The sequence below is a fragment of the Alienimonas californiensis genome (assembly GCF_007743815.1).
Lineage (GTDB): Bacteria > Planctomycetota > Planctomycetia > Planctomycetales > Planctomycetaceae > Alienimonas > Alienimonas californiensis.
This window is the reverse complement of the sequence record NZ_CP036265.1, coordinates 4,048,982-4,073,760: the sequence shown is the minus strand read 5'-3', so window position 1 is coordinate 4,073,760 and position 24,779 is coordinate 4,048,982. Positions and strand designations below refer to the sequence as shown.

At 70.0% G+C, this 24,779-nt stretch carries 19 protein-coding genes; 11 read left to right on the top strand and 8 right to left on the bottom strand.

Annotation, left to right across the window (positions count from 1 at the left end):
- Window positions 1-7 precede the first annotated feature (7 nt).
- Window positions 8-1,111 (top strand): tRNA preQ1(34) S-adenosylmethionine ribosyltransferase-isomerase QueA, encoded by a 1,104-nt coding sequence (gene queA / locus CA12_RS16105; RefSeq protein ID WP_145360050.1) that lies wholly within the window; start codon window positions 8-10, stop codon window positions 1,109-1,111.
- Window positions 1,112-1,207: 96 nt separating this feature from the next.
- Here the strand turns inward: queA and hemA are convergent, their stop codons facing one another.
- The 4 genes from hemA to CA12_RS16085 all read right to left on the bottom strand — a co-directional run bounded on the left by hemA (window position 1,208) and on the right by CA12_RS16085 (window position 7,043).
- Window positions 1,208-2,518 carry a glutamyl-tRNA reductase gene (gene hemA / locus CA12_RS16100; protein WP_145360049.1) on the bottom strand — a complete coding sequence of 437 codons (1,311 nt, stop codon included), beginning with the start codon at window positions 2,516-2,518 and terminating at the stop codon, window positions 1,208-1,210.
- 8 nt (window positions 2,519-2,526) lie between these two features.
- Window positions 2,527-3,411 (bottom strand): cytochrome c biogenesis protein CcsA, encoded by an 885-nt coding sequence (ccsA, locus tag CA12_RS16095; RefSeq protein WP_145360048.1) that lies wholly within the window; start codon window positions 3,409-3,411, stop codon window positions 2,527-2,529.
- A 63-nt stretch (window positions 3,412-3,474) separates the two neighbouring features.
- Window positions 3,475-4,485, bottom strand: coding sequence for a sigma-54 interaction domain-containing protein (locus CA12_RS16090; RefSeq protein ID WP_145360047.1), 1,011 nt, complete (start codon window positions 4,483-4,485; stop codon window positions 3,475-3,477).
- Between the two features lie 233 nt (window positions 4,486-4,718).
- Window positions 4,719-7,043, bottom strand: a complete 2,325-nt coding sequence (locus CA12_RS16085; protein WP_145360046.1) for a response regulator — start codon at window positions 7,041-7,043, stop codon at window positions 4,719-4,721.
- Between the two features lie 291 nt (window positions 7,044-7,334).
- Between CA12_RS16085 and CA12_RS16080 the strand changes: the two genes are divergently transcribed.
- The 4 genes from CA12_RS16080 (at window position 7,335) to CA12_RS16065 (ending at window position 10,927) form a co-directional block, all read left to right on the top strand.
- Window positions 7,335-8,654 (top strand): diaminopimelate decarboxylase, encoded by a 1,320-nt coding sequence (locus tag CA12_RS16080; RefSeq protein ID WP_145360045.1) that lies wholly within the window; start codon window positions 7,335-7,337, stop codon window positions 8,652-8,654.
- A gap of 104 nt (window positions 8,655-8,758) precedes the next feature.
- Window positions 8,759-9,001, top strand: coding sequence for a hypothetical protein (locus tag CA12_RS16075; RefSeq protein ID WP_145360044.1), 243 nt, complete (start codon window positions 8,759-8,761; stop codon window positions 8,999-9,001).
- A 202-nt stretch (window positions 9,002-9,203) separates the two neighbouring features.
- Window positions 9,204-9,521: a hypothetical protein gene (locus tag CA12_RS16070; RefSeq protein WP_145360043.1), complete on the top strand. Its 318-nt coding sequence runs from the start codon at window positions 9,204-9,206 to the stop codon at window positions 9,519-9,521.
- Between the two features lie 80 nt (window positions 9,522-9,601).
- Window positions 9,602-10,927, top strand: a complete 1,326-nt coding sequence (locus CA12_RS16065) for a 6-phosphofructokinase (protein ID WP_145360042.1) — start codon at window positions 9,602-9,604, stop codon at window positions 10,925-10,927.
- A 71-nt stretch (window positions 10,928-10,998) separates the two neighbouring features.
- Here the strand turns inward: CA12_RS16065 and CA12_RS16060 are convergent, their stop codons facing one another.
- Entirely contained in the window at window positions 10,999-12,027 is a 1,029-nt protein-coding gene (locus tag CA12_RS16060) for an aspartate-semialdehyde dehydrogenase (protein ID WP_145360041.1), read from the bottom strand.
- A gap of 234 nt (window positions 12,028-12,261) precedes the next feature.
- Here CA12_RS16060 and purD point away from each other — a divergent pair, with 234 nt between their 5' ends.
- Complete coding sequence (gene purD / locus CA12_RS16055; protein WP_145360040.1) at window positions 12,262-13,572, top strand: phosphoribosylamine--glycine ligase; 1,311 nt, start codon at window positions 12,262-12,264, stop codon at window positions 13,570-13,572.
- 51 nt (window positions 13,573-13,623) lie between these two features.
- Here purD and CA12_RS16050 read toward each other — a convergent pair whose 3' ends face one another.
- From CA12_RS16050 to CA12_RS16040, 3 genes are all read right to left on the bottom strand, one after another.
- Window positions 13,624-14,508: a sigma-70 family RNA polymerase sigma factor gene (locus tag CA12_RS16050; protein WP_145360039.1), complete on the bottom strand. Its 885-nt coding sequence runs from the start codon at window positions 14,506-14,508 to the stop codon at window positions 13,624-13,626.
- Between the two features lie 308 nt (window positions 14,509-14,816).
- A complete protein-coding gene (locus CA12_RS16045; protein WP_145360038.1) occupies window positions 14,817-16,547 on the bottom strand; it encodes a 30S ribosomal protein S1 in 1,731 nt (576 codons plus the stop codon).
- Window positions 16,548-16,796: 249 nt separating this feature from the next.
- On the bottom strand, window positions 16,797-17,963 hold the full coding sequence (locus CA12_RS16040) for a DUF4432 family protein (RefSeq protein WP_145360037.1): 1,167 nt from the start codon (window positions 17,961-17,963) through the stop codon (window positions 16,797-16,799).
- A 51-nt stretch (window positions 17,964-18,014) separates the two neighbouring features.
- On the opposite strand from CA12_RS16040, the gene CA12_RS16035 reads away from it, so the two are divergent.
- The 5 genes from CA12_RS16035 to rpsO all read left to right on the top strand — a co-directional run bounded on the left by CA12_RS16035 (window position 18,015) and on the right by rpsO (window position 24,742).
- On the top strand, window positions 18,015-18,875 hold the full coding sequence (locus CA12_RS16035; RefSeq protein ID WP_145360036.1) for a glycosyltransferase family 2 protein: 861 nt from the start codon (window positions 18,015-18,017) through the stop codon (window positions 18,873-18,875).
- 84 nt (window positions 18,876-18,959) lie between these two features.
- Entirely contained in the window at window positions 18,960-20,549 is a 1,590-nt protein-coding gene (locus CA12_RS16030; protein ID WP_145360035.1) for an AAA family ATPase, read from the top strand.
- Window positions 20,550-20,629: 80 nt separating this feature from the next.
- A complete protein-coding gene (ftsH, locus tag CA12_RS16025; protein ID WP_145360034.1) occupies window positions 20,630-22,738 on the top strand; it encodes an ATP-dependent zinc metalloprotease FtsH in 2,109 nt (702 codons plus the stop codon).
- Window positions 22,739-22,942: 204 nt separating this feature from the next.
- A complete protein-coding gene (locus tag CA12_RS16020; protein WP_145360033.1) occupies window positions 22,943-24,343 on the top strand; it encodes a DEAD/DEAH box helicase in 1,401 nt (466 codons plus the stop codon).
- A 129-nt stretch (window positions 24,344-24,472) separates the two neighbouring features.
- The gene (gene rpsO / locus CA12_RS16015; protein WP_145360032.1) at window positions 24,473-24,742 is read left to right on the top strand and encodes a 30S ribosomal protein S15; all 270 of its coding nucleotides are present in this window, start codon (window positions 24,473-24,475) and stop codon (window positions 24,740-24,742) included.
- The last annotated feature ends 37 nt before the right edge of the window (window positions 24,743-24,779 follow it).

Below are 24,779 nucleotides of genomic sequence, written 5' to 3'. Positions count from 1 at the left end.
TACCCGCATGCCCACGCCCCCGCCCGATTCGTCGCCGGAAGACCCCGCGGACCTGTCCGTCGCCGCGTACGACTACCACCTGCCGCCGGAGCAGATCGCCGCCCGCCCGGCGCCTCGCGGGACGGCCCGTTTACTGACCCTCGACCGCGAGACCGGCGCCGTCGGCCACCGCTCCATCGCGGACCTGCCGAGCCTCTTGGCGCCTGGCGATCGGCTGGTGCTGAACGATTCCCGGGTCGTCCCCGCCCGGCTCCGCGGGGTGCGGGAGGCGACCGGGGGGAAGTGGGAGGGGCTGTTTCTGTCGGTCGAAGCGGACGGCGGCGGGGCCTGGCGGGTGATGTCGAAGACCCGCGGCACGCTGACGCCCGGCGAAACGGTGCGGGCCGAGGGGGCGGACGGGGCGACGCTCCGGCTGCGGATGGAGCGGCGGGAACCCGGCGGCGTCTGGACCGCCCTCCCGCTGGACGACGCGGCGGCGGCCTCCCCGTTCGCGGCGTTGGAGGCGGTCGGCTCCATCCCGCTGCCGCCCTACATCGGCCGGGACGACCCGGACGAGCAGGACCGCACCGACTATCAGACCGTCTTCGCCGACCGCCCCGGCTCGGTCGCGGCCCCGACCGCGGGACTGCACTTCACGCCAGAGCTAATCGCGGCGTGTGAGTCAACGGGAGTCAATGTCTCCCGGGTGACTCTCCATGTGGGAGTCGGCACGTTCCGGCCGATGTCCGGCGATTCGCTCGTCGAGCACCGGATGCACGCGGAGTTCTGCGAACTCTCCCCCGCGACGGCGGCCGAGGTGCGGGCGACGCGGGAGGCCGGCGGGCGGGTCGTCGCGGTCGGCACGACCGCCTGCCGCACGCTCGAGGCCGCGGCGCAGGCGAACGGCGGCGCCGTCGGGCCGTTCTGCGGGCAGACGGAGATCTTCATCCATCCCCCGTACCGCTTCGCGGGGATCGACGGCCTGCTGACGAACTTCCACCTGCCGAAAAGCACGCTCCTCGTGCTGGTCTCGGCCCTCGCAGGCCGGGAGCGAGTGTTGGCGGCGTACCGGGAGGCCGTCACGGAAGGCTACCGCTTCTTCAGCTACGGCGACGCCATGCTGATTCTGTAGGCGCGTCAGGGGCGAGCGGGGGGTGTCAGCCCTCCGTGTGTTCGCAACAGCCCGATGACACGGAGGGCTGACGCCCACCGCTCGCCTTGGTTCGCCTCAGATGCCGAAGAGCCTGCGAAAACTGTCCAGCAGCGTGGCGTGTTCGCCGCGGCGGGCTTCGTCCTTCAACGCCTCCAACGGCGGGTGGAGCAGTTTGTTGACGATCCGGTCGACGCTGCGTTCCACCGCGGCCCGGTCGTCGTCGGTCCAGTCGGGGCGGCGGGCGTAGAGCTGCTGCAACTCGGCGTCGCGGACGGCGGTCCATTCGTCCCGCAGTCGGCGGATCACCGGCCCGGTCGCCCGGTGCACGAGGCCGCGGAGGAACGCCTGCGTCTCTTCCTCGACGATCCCCTTCGCCCGGCCGATCTCCTTTTCCCGCCGGCGGCGGTTGGCGTCGCAGGTCGCCTCCAGGTCGTCGATGTCGTACCGGAAGACGTTGGAGTCCACGCGGGAGACGGCCGGGTCGAAGTCCCGCGGCAGGCCGAGGTCCAAAATGAAGACCGGTTTGCCAGAGCGCCGCCCCTTCGCCGCGGCCCGGGCGGCGGCGAAGCGTTCGCGGCTCACGACCGGCGTCGTCGCGCCGGTGGCGGAGACGATCACGTCCGCCTCGCCCAGCCAGCGGTCCAGTTCGTCCCACGGCCGCACCTCCCCGCCGCGGGCCTCGGCGAGGGCGAGGGCCCGCTCCGGGGAGCGGTTCACGATGACCACCCGGCCGGTGCCCTCGTCGTGCAGGTAGCGGAGGGTTTCGTCCGCCATCTCGCCGGAGCCGATCACCAGCACGGTTTTGTCGGTGAACCGCTCGAAGATGTTCCGCCCGAACTGGCCGACGGCGACGCTGGCGATGCTCGTGCGGCCGTCGGACAACTTCGTCTCCCGCCGCACCCGACTGGCGGTGCGGAAGGCGGCCTGGAACAGGGCGTGCGTGAGCGGGCCGCAGGCCTCGTAGCGTTGGGCGAGGTCGTAGGCGTCCCGCACCTGGCCGACGATCTGCGATTCGCCCAGTACAAGGCTGTCGAGGCTGGCGGAGACCTCGAACAGGTGCCGCACCGCGTCCGGGCCGCGACGTTCCAGCAGGTGGGAGGCGAAGGCGTCCTCCGGGATCGCGTGGAACTCCGAGAGGAAGCCGGCGAGATCCGACAGTCGCGGGGCCAGCCCGGCCTGCCCCCCGGCCGCGGGCGGCGGCACGGCGGAATAGACCTCAACCCGGTTGCAGGTGGAGAGCACAACCAGTTCGGAAGCCGGGAAGCGTTCGCGGAGTTTGGCGTAGGCGTCGCCCAGCGCCTCGGCGGAGAAGCCGAGGCGCTCCCGCAGACTCACGTCCGCGGTGTGATGCGAACAGAACACGACCCCGAGATCCGGGGCGGGCACGGCGGAGTTCACGGAGTCGCCCCCCCGCCGGCGTGCCAGCTTTCCAGCAGGCCGCCGTCCCCGGCGAGCACCTGTAAACCGACGACCGTCACCAGCAGGAACCCGAAGGCCAGCAGCGTGCGGAGGGCCACGCCGCGGCCCGCCTGCCCTTTCCGCCGCACGAACCCGCCCACCGCCAGCCCCGCGGCGAAGACGCCCAGCGTGGTGCCGATCACCACCGGGTCCCACAACCCGCCGACGGCTCCTTCCCCCCCGGCGACGACCAGCCCGAGACCGATCGTCACCCCCAGGACCAGCAGCGGCACCGCGACGGCCACCGCCCCGCGGTTCCAGCGGTCAAGCCGTTCGAGACTGAACAGCGGGACGGCGTCCGGGTCAAACTTCCCGGCCCGCAGGCGGCGATGGTGCACGAGGTACATCGCGCTGGTCACCACCCCGGCCAGCACGCCCAGCAGCCCGCCCAACAGCAGGGCGGCGTGCAAAATCGCCCAGGCCCGCACGGCCCCGCCGGCGCCCCCGGCCTCCCCGAACAGGGAGACCGGCCCCGCCGGCACCGCGTAGCTACAGGCCACGAGGCCCAGCACCAGCGGCCAGAGGAACACGCCCAGGGCGCTCCGACGCTCCACGCCGGTCGCGACGACGTAGTACGCCGCCCCGAGCCAGGCCAGGGCCAAAATCCAAGCCCGGCCGCCCCAAGGCTCCGCCGCCGCGGCCTCGCCCCATTCGCCGGTATAGCGGAGCGCCAGATACCAGGTGTGAGCCAGCAGCCCGGCCGCCGCGGCAATCCAGGCGATCCACCGCAGCGCGACCGTGCGGCCCCACAGACGCAACGCGTCCGCGGTCAGGGCGACCGCGTAGCTGGCGAGGAAGCAGAAGACGGTGACGTGAGACACGGCCGCATTCTAGGCGCCCCGCCCTCGCGCGCCGCCCCTGCGGAGCGGCGCCGGCGGGGCAATCTAGCGGACCTCGGCGGTCAAACCGTGTTCTTCGATTTTCTTGTGCAGGGTATTGCGATTGATGCCCAACCGGGCCGCGGCCTTCGTCTGCACGCCCTGGCAGGCGCGGAGGACCTGCAACATCACTTCCCGCTCCAGCCGACCGAGGATCTCCGGGTGCACGTCGGTGCTGCCGGGCAGTTCGGACAGCTCCCGCCGCACCAGTTTGCGGCGAAGGTCGTCGGTGTCCTCTTCGCCGCTGCGGACCAGCTTGAGCGGCGGCCGCACGCCGCGGACGTGGTCCGGCAGCAGTTCGCTGGTGAGGGCGCCGCCTTCGGACAGGGCCAACGCCCGTTCGATATAGTTCTGCAACTCCCGGACGTTACCCGGGAAGGCGTACTTACTCAGCAGCCGCAGGACTTCCGGCGCGAGTTTCGGCGGCGTCTTGTTGTCCCGGGCGGCGTAGACGGCGGTGAAGTGCTCCGCGAGGCCGGGGATATCCTCGCTGCGGTCCCGCAGCGGGGGCAGGTCGATGCTCAGCACGTTCAGGCGGAAGTAGAGGTCTTCCCGGAAGCGATCCTCGGCGACCTCCTCCAACAGTTCCCGGTTTGTGGCGGCGATGACCCGGGTGTTCACGCGGATGGTGCGGGTGTCGCCGACGCGTTCGAACTCCTGTTCCTGCAAGACCCGGAGCAGTTTGACCTGCAGGTGCTTGGAGATCGAGTTGATCTCGTCGAGGAAGATCGTGCCGCCGTGGGCCGCCTCGAAGCGGCCGGTGCGGTTCTCGATGGCGCTGGTGAAGGCCCCGCGGGCGTGACCGAACAGTTCGCTCTCCAGCAGGCTCTCCGCGAGGGCGCCGCAGTTCACCCGGACGTACGGCCCGTCCGCCCGATGGCTGTTGTCATGGATCGCCCGGGCGACCAACTCCTTGCCGGTGCCGGTTTCGCCGGTCAGCAGCACGGTGGAGTTGGAGCGGGCGAACCGCCGGGAGAGGGCGTAGACCTCTCGCATGGCGTCGGAGTCCCCCACCATGCCGCGCACGGGGGCATGGAGGTCCGCACCGGGATCGATTGGGTCCGGAAGGCGGTCCGTGGCCGGAGGAAAATACGGGGACAACGCGAGCGGCTGCTGTCGGGACGGGCGGGGTCGCTGAAGAATATCGCCCCGCCGCCCGTGCCCCAATCACGCCCGCTCGCCCTGATCGAAATCCGAGCAAACCCCGGCGGAAATTCGCTCCATTCCGCCTGACTGACGCTGCAACCTGCTTACTGAGGCGGCACGGCTGCCTGAACAGGAAGCGTCACATCCGGCGGCAGCGGCGGTTCCGCGTCGGGCAGCGCTGCGGAAAGCGTCAGCAGTGCGTCCCGAACCTGCGGATCCTGCGCGGCGGCCGCCTGACGGCGCAGGGCGTCCACGACGTCGTCGCTCAGCAGCGAGCCGTAGCGTCGTACCGACTGCGTGAGGGCGTCCGCCGCGGCCAGTTCGGCGTCGGGACCGGGACGGACGACGGTGAGCGTTTCCGCCAGGGAACCCTGGGCCGCCGCGTCCGGAATCGCGGCGAGGGCGACGGAGACGTTCGCCGAAACCGTCGGGTCGGAGACCGCGGCGGACAGTTCCTGAACCGCTCCGCCCAGCGGGAAGGTCCGCCCGTCGCCCGCGGCCAGCCGCGACAGGGCGTAGGCGGCGGCCCGCTTCTGCTCCGCCTTCAGATCGTCCGGCAGCGGCTCCGCGACCTGACGCAGCGGGGCGATCCGCCGCTCCAGCGTTTCGGCGGCGACGGGGAACTCCGTGTAGACGGCCTCGCCCGCCCGATTCGCGATGGCCGACAGCGGCGGCTCGAGCCGCTCGGAGCCGTACAGCACCAGCGGCACGGCCCGGGTGCGGGCGTCCGCCCGCAGGTTGGCCACGAGGGAGGAGACGGGAAAGTCCGGCACGTTCGCCTGAATCGCCACGAGGTCCGCCCCCGACCCCGAGGCGGCCCGCTGGAAGCCGTCGCGGGCGGAGGTCGACAAATCGACCCGATAGCCGAAGCCCTGCAGCAGGCCGGCCATGCGGGAGCCGCGCTCCGGATTGGGATCGATCACCACCGCCTGCCCGCCGGGGGCGTCGGTGAGGGCGCCGGCGAACACGGCGACCACCTCGGCGCCCTCGGTGAACGAGGGACCCGGGTTGGCGCGGGCGGCCAGCAGGGCGGCGAGGAACCGCACCTCCGCCGCCGGGCTCCGCAGCGCCTGCACGACCGGCGAACCGCCCCCGCCGACCGGCCGCAGAAGGTCCGGCGTCGGCACGTCGAGCAACACCTGCAACGCGGCGGCGGCGGCGTCCGAGGCCCCGAGGTCCAACGCGGTCTGCAACGCCTTCAGCAGGCGCGTCGAACCTGCCGACAGCGCCGCCCGGTGCACCGTGCCTTCGCCCCGCGGCAGGAACTGCCCGCGACCGGCCAGCGACGCCTCGTAGGCGAGGGCCGCGGTGAGTTCCAGCACGTGCAGATTCTCCCGGTGGGGAGCGATCCGGGCGGCGCCGGCGGCGGCGGTCGCGGCGCGATACCGACCCGCGACGGCCGGGGCGAGCGGCGCCGGGATCAGGCGGTTCTCAGCCGCGTCGTAGCGATACAGCGGAACGTCGGCGGCGCCGGAATCGATCGCCGGCGGGTCGGACAGCAGCGTCTCCGCCCGCTGCTTCAGGCGATCGGCAGCGGCGTCGGCCAGTCCGCGGAGCGAATCGCCGTCCGTCAGCCGGAGCAGGCCGGCCTGGGCCGCGAGCTGCACGGAGGGCGTTTCGTCGGGGGCGAACGCCGGGGTCAGCAGGGCGTCCAGCGCCTCCTGCGACCCGGTCGTCCCCAGGGCGGCGGCGACGGCGGCGCGGGCGGCGGCGGGCGCCTGCGGCGACCGCAGCACGGCGGTCAGCGGCGGGACGGAGAGGCCCCGCAGCCGGCCCAGCAGGCGGGTGATCGCCTCCGTGAGGTCCGCATCGCCGGTCACGGCGTCCACCGAGGCGACCAGCCGTTCGGTCAGCCGCGGCGTGGCGGCGGCGCCCAACCCGGTCAGGGCCTCGGTGGCGGCCTCGCGCTCCCGCTGATTCGCGATGAGGGCGTCGATCAGCCCGTCCAACCGGGCCGGGTCGGCGCCGCGGGCGAGCACGGCTTCGCGCACCCGATCCTGGAGGGTCTGCCCCTCCGGACGCAGTTGCGGGTCGGCGGCCAGTTCGAAGAAAATCGCCGGGCCGAGGGCGTCGCGGGCTTCCAGCAGGGCGTCGTCGGACGGCTGCGAATCGAGCAGCGTCCGCAGGTAGCGCCGGGCCAGCCCGGGGCGGGCGACGCGACGCAGACGGGCGGCGGCGCTGACGAACTCCTCCACCGTGCCCGGTTCGGCGGCCAGCGGGTTGGGGGCGTCGATCTCCGCCGCTCCCGTGGCGGCCGCGGCGGGCTGCCCTGCGGCGGAAGGATCAGCGACCGGCTCGTCCTGGGCGGGGGCGGAGAGCGGGCAGAGCAACGCCCCGGCCAGCGGCGCCGCCGTCAGGAAGCGTCGCGCCGTGGAACGCCGGCCGAACAGCGTACGGGCAGCGGGGCGTTCGGCGGGGCGGCGGGGCATGGGCGGAGCCGAACGGGGGCGACGGAACGGGCGAGCGACGCGGGACCGGCGAGCGATCCCCGCGGGGGCACTCTATGCGGGGTGCGCACCGGCCCGCACCGTTCGACATCGACCGCGACCCGCTCCGAAGTGGAGCCGAGCCGCCGAATGCGCGGTGACGCCGGTCGTCGCGGCCGTATCGACCCGCAAACCCCGGTCGGGCGCCGCTTCGCCGCTCCCCGGCCCCCGGGCGGCTGTCGGACGGGCCTCGCGGTCCTAAACTCCCGCCCCCCGTCCCCCCCGCCCGTGCCGATGTCCGCCGTCCTCGATCCCCCCGCCTCGTCCTCCGCCCCCTCCTCCGCGGAGGGAACCGGCGCCCCGGTCAAGCCGCTGCCGATCGACGCGGCGAAGCTGTGCGAACTGGCGGACGAACTGCCCACGCCGTTCCACATCTACGACGAGGCCGGTATCCGCGCGAACGCCCGCCGGCTGAACGCCGCCTTCGCCTGGAACCCGGGCTTCCGCGAATACTTCGCGGTCAAAGCGACGCCCACGCCGGGCATCCTGGAACTATTCCGCGACGAGAACTGCGGGATGGACTGCTCCAGCGCCGCGGAACTGATGCTCTGCGATCGCATCGGCGTGACGGGCGAACGGATCATGTTCACCTCCAACAACACCCCCGCCGTGGAGTTTCGTCGGGCGAAGGAGCTGGGGGCGATCCTCAACCTGGACGATCTGACCCACCTGCCCTACGTCGCCGAAGAGGCGGGCGGGCTGCCGGAGACGCTTTGTTTCCGGTTCAACCCCGGCCCCCTGCGGGGCGGAAATGCGATTATCGGCAAGCCGGAGGACGCCAAGTACGGCTTCACCCGCGAGCAACTGTTCGACGGCTACCGACAGGCGCAGGCCGGCGGGGTGAAGCGGTTCGGGCTGCACGCGATGGTCGCCAGCAACGAACTCGACCCGCAGTTCTTCGTCGACACCGCCCGCATGCTGTTCGCCCTCGCCGTCGAGGTGCACGAGGCGACGGGCGTGCGGATTGAGTTCGTGAACCTCGGCGGCGGCATCGGCATCCCCTACCGGCCCGGGCAGGAGGCGGTGAGCTACGAACAGGTCTCCGAGGGGACGAAGGCCGCCTACGACGAGATCGTCCTCCCCGCCGGGCTCGATCCGCTGGCGGTGTATATGGAGAACGGCCGCTGCATGACCGGCCCGTACGGCGTGCTGGTCACCAAGGCGGTGCACCGCAAGGAGATCTACAAGCGGTACGTCGGCGTGGACGCCTGCATGGCGAACCTGATGCGGCCCGGCATGTACGGCGCCTACCACCACGTCAGCGTGCTGGGCCGTGGCGGGGAGAAGGTCAACGCCCCCAGCGCCGGGCCGGTCGACGTGGTCGGCTCCCTGTGTGAGAACAACGACAAGTTCGCCATCGACCGCGAACTGCCCGCCGTCGAGCGCGGGGACGTGCTGGCGATCCACGACGCCGGCGCCCACGGGCACAGCATGGGCTTCCAGTACAACGGTAAGCTCCGCAGCGCGGAGTACCTGTTGAAGGAAGACGGCTCCGTCGAGCAGATTCGCCGGGCGGAGACCTACGACGACCTGTTCGCCACGCTCAACGTCTGAGAATCCGCGAGCTGGGACTTCCGTCGCGTCACCGACCGCTGTCGGTCCGGTCCCGCCGCGTATAGTCCGACAGACCACTGCCCCCTTTGATCTCGCCCCTTCCGATGGCCGACCCCCAAGACGCTCGCCAAACCCCGAAGGACAACCGCGAGGTCCCCGACCTCGACCCGTCCGGCCCGACGAGCCGGGCGACCGACCGGCCCAAGGGAGCGCCGGAACCGGCCGACGGCCCGCCGGCCGACCACGACGCCCGGGCGAGCGCCCCGGTGTCCACGGACACGCCCGTAATCACGGATCACGGCGTGGTCCCGGACACCACGGCGAACCCGGCGGCCGCACGGAAGTAGTGCCGACGGGACCGAGGGTGCAACTCGGTTCGCCGAGCAGATTCGCCGGGCGGAGGCCTACGACGACCTGTTCGCCACCCTGCCCCGCTGAACGCCGCCCGCGGGGCCGTTCCCCCGGGGCGAACGCATCCATGCCTGTTGCTCGCTGAGCGGGTTCGCCGTTAGGTTTGGCGGCCCCGCCCAACAACGACGAAGACCGCTCATGTCCGACCCCGAACCCCCTCCCGGCACGCCGGGCCCCACGGAGCAGGACGCCCGAGGCGTCAGCCCCGTGGTCTGGATCGGGCTGGCGGCCCTGCTGATCGCCGGCGGCGTCTACGCTTACTCGGTCTTCGTTCCCCCGGAGATGCCGAAGGACGGCATGGTGGAACAGACGCCGGGCGAGAGCGCCCCCGTCGACGACCCGGACGCCGACGCCGAGCCGGTGCCCTCCACGGACCCGGAGATCACGGAGCCGGAGATCACCGAGCCGGAGATCACGGACCCGGAGATCACGGAGCCGGCGACGAGCGACGACTGAACCCCGCCGGGGCGTTCGGCGCGTGCGGGCCCGGGCGATAAGCTGCCGCGGACGTTCCCCCTTCCCCGCACGAACCGCGAATGCCCTCGCCCCTCGCCCGTCCGCCCGTTCCCACCACCGACGTGAAGCGGGCGGCGATGCTGTTCTCCGGCGGCCCCGCCCCGGCCGCCAACGCGGTCATCAGCACCGCCGCCGACGCCTTCCTCCGCAGCGGTCTGGACGCCATCGGCATCCGCCACGGCTACTCGGAGCTGATGAAGTACGACGGCACGGAGCTGAAGGAGGGCGAAGCCTACCTGCGGTTCGACACCAAGGAGCTGGAACGCTCCCGCACCTCCGGCGGCATCACGATCGGCACCGCCCGGGCCAACCCGGGCAAGTTCGTGAAGTGCCCGGCCGACCTGAAGGACCCGGAAAAGACCGCCCCCCTCAAGACGGTCTACGACGCCCTGCGGTCGTTGGAGGTCGACGCCCTGATCAGCATCGGCGGAGACGACACGCTCAAGACGGCGAATAAGTTCGCCCTGTTCCAGGAGACCCTCCCGGAGGGCTCGCCGAAGATCAAGGTGGTGCACGTCCCGAAGACGATCGACAACGACTACAACGGGATCGACTTCACCTTCGGCTTCTTCACCGCCGTCGAGGTGCTGGCCCAGGAGGTCCGCAACCTGCTGGAAGACGCCCGCGCCCAGCGGAGCTACTTCCTCTGCGAGTGCATGGGCCGCAGCGCCGGCTGGCTGGCCTACGGCACGGCGATCAGCGGGGGCGCCTCGCTGGTGATCTCCGTGGAGGACATCGTCGGCAAGTACGCCCAAACGGAGACCGTCGACGGCAAGGAACGCCAGATGATGAACCTCGAGGCCGTCGTCGACCGGATGGTCGACACGATCCTCACCCGCGAACGTGAGGACGGCCGGCAGTACGGCATCATCTGCGTCGCCGAGGGCCTCGCCGAACTGCTGCCCGCCAGCGCCCTGGAGGGCGTCGAGCGGGACGACCACGGCCACATCGCCGTCGCCGACGTTCAGCTCGGTCGGCTGCTCGCCGAGCGGGTCGAAGCGGCCTACGCCAAAAAGACCGGCGGCGAGCGGAAGGTCAAACCGCTCCAGCTTGGTTATGAGAGCCGCTGCGCCCGGCCGACGGCGTTTGACGTGATCCTCGGCAGCCAGCTCGGCGTCGGCGCCTACCGGGCGCTGGTCGAGGAGCAAAAGACCGGCGTGATGATCTCCGTCGAACGCCAGTTCGACCTGCACTACGTGCCGTTCGAAGAGCTGGTCGACCCGGGCAACCTCGTCACCAAGGTCCGCTATATCGAGACCGGCAGCGACTTCCACACCCTCGCCCGGTTCCTGGAGACCCACATCCTCGCGGATCAGTCTCCCGAAGACCCGATGACGAACCGCTGAACCCGGTTCCCTTCGACGAACACAGTAACGCCGAGGCCCCGCGGGGCCTCGGCGTTATTGCTTTGAGGGATTCAGTCGTTCGCGAGCAGTTCTGCGATCTGGACCGCGTTGGTCGCGGCGCCTTTGCGGAGGTTGTCGGAGACGCACCAGAAGGTGACGCCGTTCTCGCAGGAGAGGTCCTTGCGGAGGCGGCCGACGAAGGTGCGGTCGTCGCCGGCGCAGTCGCGGGGCGTCGGGTATTTGCCGGCGAGCGGGTCGTCGATCACGGCGATCCCCGGGAATGCGGCCAGCGCCTCGCGGGCCTCGGCGACGGAGAGCGGGCGGTCGAACTCGCAGGCGATCGTTTCGCTGTGGCAGTCCGCGACCGGCACCCGCACGCAGGTCGGGTTCACCCGCAAACCCGGCAACCCGAGGATTTTGCGGGTCTCGCGGACCATCTTCATCTCCTCGGAGGTGTAGCCGTCCCCCTCCCCGCCCTGCTCCTTGAAGGAGCCGATCTGCGGGATCAGGTTGAAGCCGATCGGCCGTTGGAAGGTGGTGGCGACGAACGAACCGTTCTCCAGCGCCGCCTTCGTCGACTCGAGCAGTTCCGCCGTGCCGGAGAGGCCGGCGCCACTGACGGCCTGATAGGTGGAGACCGTCACGCGGGTCAGACCGGCCGCATCGTGCAGGGGCTTGAGGCACTGCACCATCTGCGTGGTCGAGCAGTTCGGCGAGGCGATCAGACGCCCCTCCGCCGCGGCGGTGCGGGCGGCGTCCGGGTTGATCTCCGGCACGACCAGCGCGACCTCGTCGTTCATCCGCCAATAGCCGGACTCGTCGATCACCACCGCCCCGGCCTTCAGGGCGTGCGGCAATAGATCGCGGGCGGCCTCGTCCGGGGTGCTGGCGATGACCAGGTCACAGCCCTCGAACGCCTCCGGACTGACCTCCTCGACGGTGATCTCCTGTCCGCGGAAGGTAATCGTGGAGCCGGCGCTGCGTTTGGTGGCGAGAAAGCGGAACCGATCGGCGGGGAACTCCCGCGCTTCGAGCCGTTCGCGGATGATCCGTCCGACGGCCCCGGTGGCCCCCACGACGGCGACGGTTCCAAACTTCATCGAAGACTCTCGGTGCGGCGGAAAGTGGCGAGCGGCGGGGCGTCCGCCCCCCGTGCGGGGAGGGCGGGGAGAGCGGGTTCGCCGGGGATGGTGGCGCGGGTCGCCCCGGCTGACAACGCCCCCGGCCCGAAGTTCGCCCCGCCCCCGCCTTCCCCGGGGGGATGTGCCGGCTAGACTCCCCGCCGGACTTCTTTCTCAAAACGACCGGCAGCGGCCCGGCGGACGGCAGGACAGATGAACGCGGGCGGCGAGACGGTACTGGTCGTGGGCGGCGGCGGGCGGGAGCACGCGCTCTGCTGGAAGCTGGCCCAGAGCCCGGAGGTCGGGACGGTGCTCTGCGCCCCCGGCAACGCCGGCACCGGCACGGAACCGGGGGTGGAAAACGTGCCCGTGCAGGACGACGACCTGCCGGGGCTCGTCGCCCTCGCCAGGGACCGGAAGGTCGATCTGGTCGTGATCGGCCCGGAGAGGCCGCTGGTGATGGGCCTGACCGACGAACTGGAGAAGGCCGGCATCGCCGTGTTCGGACCGTCCAAGGCCGCCGCGGAGCTGGAAGGCAGCAAGGCCTACAGTAAAGGCCTGATGAAGCGGGCCGGCGTGCCGACCGCCGCCTTCGAGACCTTCACCAACGCTCACGCCGCCGCGGACTGGATCAGCGGCCGCAGCGAGCAGGCCCTCGTCGTGAAGGCGGACGGGCTGGCGGCCGGCAAGGGCGTGATCGTCTGCGACACCCGCGACGAAGCGATGGATGCCGTCCGCCGCGTGCTGGCCGACCGGGAGTTCGGCGAGGCCGGCGCTCGGGCCGTCGTGGAGGAGAAGCTGGTCGGCGAGGAGGCCAGCGTGCTGGCGATCGTCGACGGCGCCACGATCGTCCCCCTGCCCGCCGCCCAGGATCACAAGGCCGCCCACGACGGCGACCGCGGCCCGAACACCGGCGGGATGGGGGCCTACAGCCCCGCCCGGCTGGTCCACGAACGCCGCATGCAGCAGGTCGTCGAGCAGGTCCTCATCCCGACCGTCCACCGGATGCAGCGTGACGGCCGCCCGTTCCGCGGCATCCTCTACGCCGGGCTGATGTTCACCCGGCGGGGGCCGATGGTGCTGGAGTTCAACGCCCGCTTCGGCGATCCCGAGGTGCAACCGCTGCTGATGCGGATGTCCTCGGACCTCTACCCGCTGCTCAAGGCCGCCGCCGCCGGCAAGCTGGAGGACGCCGCCCCCCCCACCTGGGACGACCGGGCCGCGGTCTGCGTGGTGATGGCCAGCGAGGGCTACCCGGGCGACTACGAAACCGGCAAGACGATCCGCGGACTGCCCGAAGCGGCCGACCTGCCGGACACCGAGGTGTTCCACGCCGGCACGAAGTTCGGCACGCCGGACGCCGACGGCCGGGAGCAGGTCGTCACCGCCGGCGGACGCGTGCTCGGCGTGACGGCGCTGGGCGAGGACGTCACCGACGCCAAGCGCCGGGCCTACGAAGCGGTCCGCCGCATCCGCTGGGAAGGCGCCTGGTGCCGCACCGACATCGCGGACAAGGGCCGCTGACGACAGGACTTAAGTCGGACGCGTGCGTCCGGCTTCGGTCCGGGAGTTGATTCAGCCGCCGAGGCCGCGGTTGAGGCGGCGGAGGGCGTCGGTTTCGATCTGGCGAACGCGTTCCCGGGTCAGGCCGAGGACCTCGCCGATCTCCTTGAGCGTCTTGGGTTCGTCGCCGTCGAGGCCGAACCGCAGCCGCAGGATCGTGGCTTCGCGCTCGTCCAGTTCGTCCATCAGGTCGAGGGCGCGGGCGATGCTGTCGGCCTCGGTGAGGTCGTCCTCCGGGGCGGGCGTCTTGTCGTCCGTCAGCATCTCGCCGAGGCTCCAGCCGCCGTCGTCCGAGGAGCTCTGCGGGCTGGTCTGGTAGAGGGCGAGGGCCTTTTTAACGATCTCCAGCTTCCGCTTGGGGATCTCCAGTTCCTTGGCGATCTCCTCCGGGGTCGCGGTGCGGCCGAGGGCGTCGGAGAGCTGGGCGGACATCTTCCGCCACTTGCCCAACAGTTCGACCATGTAGGCCGGCACCCGCACGGTCTTCGCCGTGTTGACCAGCGCCCGCTTCACGGACTGCTTGATCCAGTAGCTGGCATAGGTGCTGAACCGGGTGCCCATGTCCGGATCGAAGCCCTCGACGGCCCGCATCAGGCCGAGGTTGCCCTCCTCGATCAGGTCCGGCAGCGGCAATCCGCGGTTGGTGTAAGACCGGCTGATGTTCACGACCAGCCGCAGGTTCGCCCGCACCATGTGGTCCCGGGCGCCCATATCGCCGGTGGCGATGCGACGGGCGAGGGACTTCTCTTCGTCGGCGCTCAGCAACGGGGTCGCGTTGATCTCCCGCAGGTAGGTTTCCAACGGGCTCTGGACGTGCCCGACCCGACGGCCGGGGACGCGGGTGCGGGTCCCGGATTCGAGGGAGGAGCGGCGGGGGCGAGCGGCGAGGGCGGGCAAGGTGCGGACCGGGGGCGGGGAGGAACCTCCGCTCCGTCGGACCTACTGTGCCGCGTCATCCTTGACGACGGCCGGGGCGGCGTTCGCCCCGCTCCGTACACATCGACCCCCCGGGCCGGAATCCCTCACCCGACGGCCCGGATCGCCCCGTGATCCCCGCTCCCCCTGAGGGCGGCGCCGGTGATGACGGTCGCCGGGGAGGTCCGCGCACGAAAAACGGCCCCGGTTCGAAAACCGGGGCCGCACGGTGAAGTTCGATTCGTTCGCCCTCCGCTCAAAGCGAAGGGGGAACGGGCCTCGTTCCGCAGTTAGTCCTGACCGGGCATGGCGAACAGCGGACCCGCGTCCTCGGTGCCGCCCTTCAGGTTCTCGTTCTTCTGGGCCGTGGACAGCTCCTCGGCCTCGCGGACCTGCTGCTCGAACTCCTCCTCGGAGGCGTCCAGCTTCAGGGACAGGCCGATCTTGCGGTCGTTGGAATCGACCCGCAGCACGCGGACGTCCAGCTCCTCGCCGACGGTCGGGGTCTTGCCGGCCCGCTCCAGTTCGGAGACGTGCAGCAGGCCTTCCAGTTCCGGCTCCAGTTCGACGAAGGCGCCGAAGTTGGTGATCTTCGCCACGGTGCCGCTGTGGATCGACCCCGGGGAGAACTTCTCCGGGATGGTCGTGTTCCACGGATCGCCGTCGAGCTGCTTGAGCCCCAGTGCGATCCGGCGGCGATCCTCGTCGACGGAGAGGACTTCGCAGGTGACGCGATCGCCCTTCTGCAGCATCTCGTTGGCGTGGGTGAGCTTCCGCGTCCACGACATATCGGAGACGTGCAGCAGCCCGTCGATCCCCTCTTCCAGCTCCACGAAGGCCCCGTAGTTGGTGAGGTTCCGGACGGTGCCGGAGACCTTCGCCCCTTCCGGGTACTTCTTGAGGATGTCGTCCCAGGGGTTGGCCTGGGTCTGCTTCATCCCGAGGCTGATTTCCTGCTTCGTGTGGTTGATGCCGAGCACCACCACGTCCACTTCGTCGCCGATGTGGACCAGTTCGTTCGGGTGGTTGACCCGCTTGGTCCAAGACATCTCGGAGATGTGAACCAGCCCCTCGATCCCGTCTTCCAGCTTCACGAAGGCGCCGTAGGTCATCACGTTGACCACCTCGCCGGCGACCTTGGTGCCGACGGGGTACTTCTCGTCGATGTTGTCCCACGGGCTGGGGAACTTCTGCTTCAACCCGAGCGCGATCTTCTCGTTCTCGCGGTCGATATTGAGGATCTTCACCTCGATCTTGTCGTTGATCGAGACCATGTCCGTCGGGTGGCCGATGCGGCCCCAGGACATGTCGGTGATGTGAAGCAGCCCGTCGATCCCGCCCAAATCCACGAACGCGCCGAAGTCGGCGATGTTCTTGACCTCGCCGGTGACGATGTCGCCCTCGGTGATGCGGGCGAGCAGCTCTTCCTTCATCTTCGCCCGGCGCTCTTCGATGAGCTTCCGGCGGGAGACGACGATGTTGCGGCGGTTCTCGTCGACCTTGAGGATCATGCACTCGATGTCGCGGCCGACCCAGGCGTCGATGCTGGGCGGACGGCGGATATCGACCTGCGAGGCCGGCAGGAACACGTGGACGCCGATGTCCACCAGCAGGCCGCCCTTGATCTTGCGGAGGATCGCCCCGCTGACCTGGTCGCCTTCGCCGTACTCGTTGGTGACGGCTTCCCACTCGCGGATGCGGTCCGCTTTGCGCTTGGAGAGCAGCAGGATGCCGAAGCTCTCGTCGAGGTCCTCCATCAGGACTTCGACCTGGTCGCCGGGCTTAGGGTAGCCCTCTTCCTCGGTCCACTCGTCGATCAGGCAGACGCCCTCGGACTTGTAACCGATATCGATGAGCACCTCGTCGCCGTTCAGGCGGAGCACGGTGCCGGTGACGATCTGTTCGGGATCGACGGCTTCTTTGACGTACAGCTCGTCGGGAATTTCCCAATCTTCGCCGAGGGCGTCGTCGAGCGCGTCGTCGTCGACGTCAAACTCGCGGAACAGGTTCCGATCGACCATAAGAGATGAATGCTTTCGTGTCCGGAGCGGCGCCGGACGGCGGTCGCGTCACCCGCCTCGGCCATCAGGCACGAACGGCACGGGGAGCAGACCGCGGGGGTTGGGGGTGAAACGGGATGGGGAACCGCGCACGCGGGGGCCGCGACGCGAGCAGAACAATAGTGAACGACAGCGCAGTCGGCTAGGCCGGATCAAGAGGATTCTGCGGGGAATCCCGCGGTCACGCCGAGGCCTCGCGGGGCCTCGGCGTTACGCGACCGACGCACAAAACTCCGGCAGCGGGTTCGGGTGCACCGTCGGCGGCTCCGCGGCCAGCGCCTCGGCCTCCTCCACCGCGGCCCGCACCTCGCCCGGCTCCGTCAGGAACCGCAGCGTGAGCCCCATCACCCGCATTTCGTCCGGCTGCAACACGATCACGCGGCCCTGGGTGCGTTCGAAGGTGCGGTGGTTCGGTAGGCAGGTCGCCGGCTCCATGCCGACGACGTACCCGTCCCGCTTGCCGCCGAGCTGCTTCCACAGCACGCACCACGGCAGCGTGTCCACGTCGAACCGCACCTCCAACGCGGCACTGTCGTCGTCCGCCGGCATCAGCATCCGCCCGCGGCCGTCGGCGTCGGGGCGGGGCTTGATGAAGTAGGCCTGCTCCGCGAACCCCGGCGTCGGCGGGCCGAGCGTCGCCCAGTTCTGCGGCCCCTCCCAGTCCTCCCCGCCCGCCGCGGCCCGGGCGTCGCGGGGGATCACCTCCTCGCAGGGCACGATCACCCGCGAGCCCAGCGGCGTCTGGTTGATGTGATAGAGCAGCATCATCTCCGCCGGCGTGTCCCCGGCGTTCGTGACGGTGTCCGTCAGGTGCAGCTCCGGCGAACCGACCTCCGCCTCGTACCGGGCGTGCAGCGTGAGGTTCGACCCGAATAGCGTGCGTTCGCTGACAGTTCCCGTCGCAGTCAACCGGTGGCCGGCTTGCCGAACCGCCCAGTCGTCTGCGATCGAGTTGGCAATGCGGCCGTGTAAGGTCAGCGGATTCTCGGCGGGGTTGCCGCCGGGGTCATTGCCCGGGGGGCCCATCCATGAGAGGCCGCAGCGGGTGAGCAGTTCCGTGAAGCCATCCAGCCAACCAAGGCCGCTACGGGCGGCGAGATTCACTACGGACGGATGGACCGGCATTGAGCCGGAAGGGGATTTCCAGCCGAAGCCGAACCTCGCGTGGGAGGCTTGAGCGTTCAGCAGCCCCATGCCGCGTGTGGGCAACAGAGTGGCGGCGAACCGCCCGTTCTCCACCGCAATTCCGTCCACGCCCGCGGCAGGGCCTTGACTGAGACGCTTGTGGCTAATTCGGCGCCCAGAATCGCCGATGACTTGCGGTTTAGCCGCCTTTTCCAGGCTCTTCGAGGCGATGCGGAGCGGATCGTCAGACATGATGCCAAACTAGGCGGGACGGTGGATGTGGTGGCTGCTAACCTTCGCCCAATGCCCGCCCCGACCGCCACCGAAGCGACGCCGCGGCGCCGCGCCACCGACGTCGGCGGCGCCGCGTTCAGCCCGGCGTGGTACGAGCGGCTCGAAGCATCCCTCGGCCCGACCGCCTGCCGGCAACTGGGGTTCTACGCGATCCCGGAGGGCTTCACGCTATCGGTCGTCATCCCCGTCTACAACGAGGAGGCGACCCTCCAAGCCCTCGTCCAGCGGGTGCGGGACGTGCCGGTGCGGAAGGAAATTTTGCTGGTCGACGACGGCTCCCGCGACGGTTCCAGGGCGCTCACGGAACAGCTCGCCGCGGCCCCGGCGGACGCGTTCAACACCGTGCGGGCCTTCGCCCAGCCGCACAACATGGGCAAGGGGGCGGCGGTCCGGCGGGGCTTCGCGGAGGCCACCGGCGACTGCGTCGTCGTGCAGGACGCGGACCTCGAATACGACCCGGCGGAGTACCCCAAGCTGCTCGAACCGATCGTCAACGGCCGGGCCGACGCCGTGTTCGGGTCGCGGTTCCTCGGCGACCGCCCGCACCGGGTGCTCTACTTCTGGCACAGTCTGGGGAACAAGTTCCTCACCCTGCTGAGCAACATGTTCACGGACCTGAACCTGACTGACATGGAGACCTGCTACAAGGTCTTCCGCCGGGAGCTGATTCAGGAGATCGTGCCGACGCTGAAGAGCAACCGCTTCGGCTTCGAGCCCGAGGTGACGGCGAAGATCGCCCGCCGCAAGGCCCGCGTCTACGAGGTGAGCGTCTCCTACAGCGGCCGGACCTACGCGGAGGGCAAGAAGATCGGCTGGAAGGACGGCGTCAGCGCCCTCTGGTGCATCGTCCGCTACGGGCTGGCGGATTAACCTCCGTTGGAACCGCGACCGTCAGGGAGCCGGCCCCGTACGGTCGCGACCACCCAGAGCCGGCTCCCTGACGGTCGCGGTTCCATGTCGTCACCCGATCCGCTCCTCGCCCTCGCCGAGAAACTCGCCGGCGCGCCGGCGGAGTTGAAGGAAACGCACATCTCCCGCGTGGCCCTCGCCGGGCCGCCGGGGTCCGGCGTCGTGTTGAAGCAGTGCAAGCCGGTCGACTTCGGCTTCGTGGACCTGCGCACCCGGGAGCAGCGCCGGGCGGCGTTGGAGAAGGAACACGCCGTCAACGACCGCTTCGCCCCCGGCGTCTACCGCGGCGGTCGAGAACTGCCCGACGGCGAGCCGGTCCTCGAAATGCTCCGTCTGGACGAGGCGGACACCCTCGAAGCGAAGGTAAAACGCGGCGACGCGACGACGGCGGACCTCGACGCCGTTCTCGACCACCTGCTCCCCCTGTTCGAGCGAAGTGACCGCGGCCCGGAGGTCGCGAAGTGGGGCGACCCGGCGGTGATCCGGCAGAACCTGACGGAGAATCTGGACGTTCTCGAACAGGCGGCGGACCGGTTCAACGCAGTTCAATTCGCCAGATGGCTGCGATCCCGCCAGTTATCGCATCTTCTCGCTGTCGAAGCCGAACTCCGGGTGCGGGCCGCGGCGGGGTACGTCCGCGACGGACACGGCGACCTCCGGGCGGAGCACATTTACCTCACGCCGCAGGGCGTAAGAGTGTTGGACGGGATCGCGTTCTCCGACCGACTACGCTGTATCGACGTGGCCGACGAGATTGCGTTCCTGTTCACCGACCTGCTCCGGTGTGACGAGAACCGCCCGGGCGGCGGGTCGGAGTGGAGCCGGGAGATCGTCCGTCGGTACCGAGAGCGGACGGACGATCCGGTCAGCGATTCGGTCCTGGCGCTGTATGAGTCCTACCGACATGCGGTTCGCGGAAAGGTGGCGGCGCTGCGGGCTTTCGGGAAGGCGCCGAACGAGGCGAGCGACCTGCGGGAAGCGCTGGCCCGCATGGCGGACGCACGACAGGTGTACGCATCAGGGGAGCACGGCTGGCCAGAATGCGTGCTGCTGTTCGGCGGTTGCAGCGGTAGCGGAAAGTCGACTGTCGCCGCGATGGTGGCGGAACGTCTCGGAGCCACGCACCTGCGGTCCGACGTCATTCGGAAGCGCCTGCTCAAGCTTGCGCCGCAGCAGGCTGCCCCCCAGACTGCTTACTCGCCCGCAGTGAGCGAGAGGGTGTACCGCGAACTGGGCGAGCAGGTGCAGAACTGCGTCGATTGGCGTCAGCACGTCGTCGCCGACGCCACGTTTCTCCGGACCGAGACGAGGGCGAACGTCGTTGATGCGGTCGCCGCGATGGAGGTTCGGACGCCGTCCGTCCTGTTCGTCTGGTGCGAGTGCGACGACGCCGTCGCCGAGCGTCGCATCGCCGAACGGGCCGCGGCGGGCGGGGACGCCAGCGACGCGACGGTCGAGGTGCGGCGGAAACAGGTCGCGGAGACGGAGCCGCCGACGGAGGCGGAGTTCGCGGATCAGCCCTCTGCCGCCCTGCTCCGGCTGGACACCGACGCCCCCGTGGAAACGCTGGCCGAACGCGTGATCGACGCGCTGCGGGACCTTGTCCGCGTTGCCGGGTCCGGCGGGGTGCAATAGGGTTCCCCGTTCCCGCCGTTCCGACACTCCGGCTCGGCAACCGTGGCCCCGCGACGGGCCGCCCCGCGTACGCCCGGTTGATGCCCGACCCGTCCCCCAAACTGCCGACCCCGGACCCGTCCGATTCGCCACGCCACTCCGGGCCTGTCCGGGGCCGCGGCAAGAAGGGCGGCGGTCGCCGCGAGTCCGGCGGCGGACGGCCGCGGTCCTCGGCGTCGCTGTTCTTCGCCGTGGTCATCGCGATCGGCGTCGGGCTGTTCCTGTTCGAACGCAGTAACGCCACGGGCAAGTCCGTCTCCTACAGCCGGTTCCTCCAGGAGGTGCGGGAGAACAACGTCGCCAAGGTGACGTTGAAGGGCGAACGCATCTCCGGGGAGTGGGAACGCCGGCCCGAACCGAAGGCCGAGTTCGAGAACACGTTCACCACTGTGATCCCGCTGCCGGCACTGGGCGACAGCGTCCTCACCGCCCTGCTGGAAGAGCACGGCGTGGAGATCAACGGCGAACCGACGCAGATCGAGACCAGCACCTATATCCTGCTGTATCTCGGCATGGGGGGCGCCGCGCTGCTCGTGATGATCCTCATCCTGCGACGCTCCGCGGACCCGATGGGCGGCGGGGGGATGATCGGCTCCTTCATCAAGAGCGGCGCCAAGGAGTTCCGCGAGGACGACAAGCGCGTCACCTTCGACGACGTCGCCGGCATGGAGCAGGCCAAGGGCGAACTGATGGAGGTCGTCGAATTCCTCAAGGCGCCGGAGAAGTTCACCCGGCTGGGGGCGGAGATCCCCAAGGGCGTGCTGCTGATGGGCTCCCCCGGCACCGGTAAAACGCTGCTGGCGAAGGCCACCGCCGGCGAGGCCAAGGTGCCGTTCTACAGCATCAACGGGTCCGAGTTCATTCAGATGTTCGTCGGCGTCGGCGCCAGCCGCGTCCGCGACCTGTTCAAGACGGCCCGCGAAACGAGCCCCTGCATCATCTTCGTCGACGAGATCGACGCCGTCGGCCGCGAACGCGGCAGCGGTCTGGGCGGCGGCCACGACGAGCGGGAGCAGACGCTCAACCAGATCCTCGGCGAAATGGACGGGTTCAGTCCGTCCGAGGCGGTCATCGTGATCGCCGCCACCAACCGGCCGGACGTGCTGGATCCGGCCCTGCTCCGCCCGGGGCGGTTCGACCGGCACATCCAGGTGGACAAGCCCAACAAGGCCGGCCGGGTGGGCATCTTGAAGGTGCACACCCGCAAGGTGCCGCTGGCCGCCGAGGTGGACCTCGAAGACGTCGCCGCCGGCAGCATCGGCTTCAGCGGGGCGGAGTTGAAGAACTTGGTCAACGAAGCCGCCCTGCACGCCACCCGGGCGGAGCGGAAAGCGGTGACGATGAATGACTTCGAGGAAGCCCGCGATCGCGTCCTGATGGGCGCCACCCGCGAAGAGGTAATGTCCGGCCACGAACGCCGCATGACCGCCTACCACGAAGCCGGCCACGCCCTGATCGCCTGGGTGCTGCCGACGCTCGACCCGGTGCACAAGGTCACGATCATCCCCCGCGGCCGGGCGCTGGGCGTCACCCAGTTGCTGCCGGACGAGGAGCGGCACCACTTCGGCGAGCGCCGCATGCGGGACCACCTCGCCATGGCGATGGGCGGCCGGGCCGCGGAGAAACTGGTGTTCGACGAGTTCAGTGCCGGCGCGGAGGACGACCTCAACCGCAGCACGCAGCTGGCCCGCAAGATGGTCGCCCACTGGGGCATGAGCGAGAAGGTCGGCCCGGTGGCGTTTCGTCAGGGCGAAACGCACCCGTTCCTCGGCAAGGAGATGCAGACCGGTCGCCACTTCAGCGACGAGACGGCCCGGCAGATCGACGACGAAATCCGGGCCGTGCTGATGGGCGCGTCCGACCGGGCGACGCAGATCCTCTCCGAACGCCGCGAGGACCTGGACCGGATCAGCCAACTGCTGCTCGAGCGGGAATCGATCAGCCGGGAGGATATGGGCGATCTGCTGGGCGAACGCGAGGTGCATCCGGACGACGCCGCCGAGGCCGCCCGCCAGGAAGCGGAGGACCGCCACCGCATGAACGGCCAGCCCGGCGTCGACGCCGTGGACGCTGGGTTGGACGGCCCGAACGACGACGCCGACGGCGCCGCGGAGCCCTCGAAGCCGGAGCCGGCGAGCGTCGCGGATTGACGCAGTTGGGGGCGGCACCTACCCTTGACGCGCCCCGCGGGGGGCGTTCGACGACGCCGCGGACCGCACTTTCAACCCTGCGTCAACCGCACGTCGTCCCCATTGCAGCCGGTGGAGTAGCCCGGCGCCCGTTTTCCCCCCGCCCCCACTTCGGCCGCCACGGCCCCTAGATCGCCGTACCGGCCGCATCTCACTTCGGACTACATGCCCACCACCACCCGGGCCAAACGGCCCGCGGCCCGCCGCACCGCTCAAACCTCCCCCGCCGCCGACAAACGCCGCTCCGCGGACGATTCGCCGCCCCCCAGGGCGTCTTCGTCGAAGACGCCGGCGAACGCGAAGCGGACCCGCAGCCGGTCCAAGGACGAAAAGGAAGCCGCCGAGAGCGGCCCGACCTTCGCTGACCTCGGCCTGTCGAAAAAGACGCTCGCCACGCTGGACGAAATCGGGTTCGAGCGGCCCAGCAAGATTCAGGCGACCTTCCTGCCGATCGCCCTCTCCGGCCGCGACTGCAGCGGTCAGGCCCGCACCGGCACCGGCAAGACGGCGGCGTTCACGCTGCCGATGCTCGAAAAGCTGGACCTCGACCGCACCGTCATTCAAGGCCTGATTCTCGCGCCGACCCGCGAGTTGGCGGAGCAGGTCAGCCAGGAAATGCGGAAGCTCTCCGGCGGTCGCGTGAAGACCGTCGTGATCGTCGGCGGCCGCCCGATGGGGCCGCAGGTGGACGCTATCAAACGCGGCGCTCAGGTCGTCGTCGGTACCCCCGGCCGGGTGATGGACCTGATGGGCCGCGGTCAGCTGGGTCTGGAGAACGTTGCCTTCGCCGTCCTGGACGAAGCCGACCGGATGCTCGACGACGGGTTCCGCCCGGACATCGAGAAAATCCTCCGCAAGTGCCCGAAGGATCGGCAAACGCTGCTGCTCTCCGCCACGATGCCCCCCGAGGTGGAGGAGTTGGCGGCCAAGTTCATGAAGAACCCCGAGCGGGTCGACATGTCCGAGGACGCCCTTGTGGCGACGGAGATGATCGAGCAGTTTGTGCTCACGGTGGACCCGGACCGCAAGTTCGGCGCCCTGCTGCACGTTTTGAAGCAGGAAAAGCCGAAGCAGTGCCTCGTGTTCACCCGCACCAAACGGGGCGCCGAGAAGCTGTACGAGCGGTTCAGCCGCAAGCTGCCCAGTTGCGCGATGATGCACGGCGACCTGCAGCAGCGTAAGCGGGAGAAGACGCTCCAGGCCTTCCGCGAGGGCAAGATCCGGATGCTCGTCGCCACCGACGTGGTCGGCCGCGGGATCGACATCTCCGGGATCAGCCACATCGTCAACTTCGACGTCCCGGAATTCCAGGACGACTACGTCCACCGCATCGGCCGCACCGGCCGGATGAGCAGCGACACCAACGGCCGGGCGATCACCTTCGTCTGCCGCGATCAGGGCGATCAGCTGACGAAGATCGAGATCCGCGTCTCCCAGGTGCTGCCGACCTACCCGCTAAAGGACTTCGAGGCCGCCCGCCCGGTGATCCGCAAGACGGTGCAGGACCACGACGCGACGATCATCCCCGTCAAGAAGGTGACGAGTCCGCTGTTCGGCGGGAGTTGAGCGAAAGGTCCGTTCGCCGTCCTCTTCAAGAGGACGGCGAACCGGCGCGTTCGGTTGCGGATCGAGACCATCTCGCTACCATCGTTCGCTTCCCGTAACACGCTTGCAGACGCCCCGCCCCCGGCCCGTATGTCGATCACGAGAGACCGTAAAGACGAAGTCATCACCGACTTTCGCCGCACCGACGCCGACACTGGGTCCAGCGAAGTGCAGATCGCGGTCCTGACGGAGCGCATCAACAACCTCACGGAGCACCTCCGTGAGCACAAGCAGGACCACACCAGCCGCCGCGGGCTGCTGGCGCTGGTGTCGACCCGCCGCCGCCTGCTCCGCTACATGCAGCGGACCAAGCCGGCCACGTATCGGGAACTGCTGACCCGGCTGAACCTGCGGAAGTAGTTCCGGCAGGCGTCCCCGCGCCCGTCGCGGGGACGTT

Bases quoted from the DNA above. Each gene is read 5' to 3' on its own strand.
- queA (WP_145360050.1), top strand. From the start codon at position 8: ATGCCCACGCCCCCGCCCGATTCGTCGCCGGAAGACCCCGCGGACCTG.
- CA12_RS16090 (WP_145360047.1), bottom strand. From the start codon at position 4,485: ATGGTGGGGGACTCCGACGCCATGCGAGAGGTCTACGCCCTCTCCCGG.
- CA12_RS16085 (WP_145360046.1), bottom strand. From the start codon at position 7,043: ATGCCCCGCCGCCCCGCCGAACGCCCCGCTGCCCGTACGCTGTTCGGC.
- CA12_RS16080 (WP_145360045.1), top strand. From the start codon at position 7,335: ATGTCCGCCGTCCTCGATCCCCCCGCCTCGTCCTCCGCCCCCTCCTCC.
- CA12_RS16075 (WP_145360044.1), top strand. From the start codon at position 8,759: ATGGCCGACCCCCAAGACGCTCGCCAAACCCCGAAGGACAACCGCGAG.
- CA12_RS16070 (WP_145360043.1), top strand. From the start codon at position 9,204: ATGTCCGACCCCGAACCCCCTCCCGGCACGCCGGGCCCCACGGAGCAG.
- CA12_RS16065 (WP_145360042.1), top strand. From the start codon at position 9,602: ATGCCCTCGCCCCTCGCCCGTCCGCCCGTTCCCACCACCGACGTGAAG.
- CA12_RS16060 (WP_145360041.1), bottom strand. From the start codon at position 12,027: ATGAAGTTTGGAACCGTCGCCGTCGTGGGGGCCACCGGGGCCGTCGGA.
- purD (WP_145360040.1), top strand. From the start codon at position 12,262: ATGAACGCGGGCGGCGAGACGGTACTGGTCGTGGGCGGCGGCGGGCGG.
- CA12_RS16045 (WP_145360038.1), bottom strand. From the start codon at position 16,547: ATGGTCGATCGGAACCTGTTCCGCGAGTTTGACGTCGACGACGACGCG.
- CA12_RS16040 (WP_145360037.1), bottom strand. From the start codon at position 17,963: ATGTCTGACGATCCGCTCCGCATCGCCTCGAAGAGCCTGGAAAAGGCG.
- CA12_RS16035 (WP_145360036.1), top strand. From the start codon at position 18,015: ATGCCCGCCCCGACCGCCACCGAAGCGACGCCGCGGCGCCGCGCCACC.
- CA12_RS16030 (WP_145360035.1), top strand. From the start codon at position 18,960: ATGTCGTCACCCGATCCGCTCCTCGCCCTCGCCGAGAAACTCGCCGGC.
- ftsH (WP_145360034.1), top strand. From the start codon at position 20,630: ATGCCCGACCCGTCCCCCAAACTGCCGACCCCGGACCCGTCCGATTCG.
- CA12_RS16020 (WP_145360033.1), top strand. From the start codon at position 22,943: ATGCCCACCACCACCCGGGCCAAACGGCCCGCGGCCCGCCGCACCGCT.
- rpsO (WP_145360032.1), top strand. From the start codon at position 24,473: ATGTCGATCACGAGAGACCGTAAAGACGAAGTCATCACCGACTTTCGC.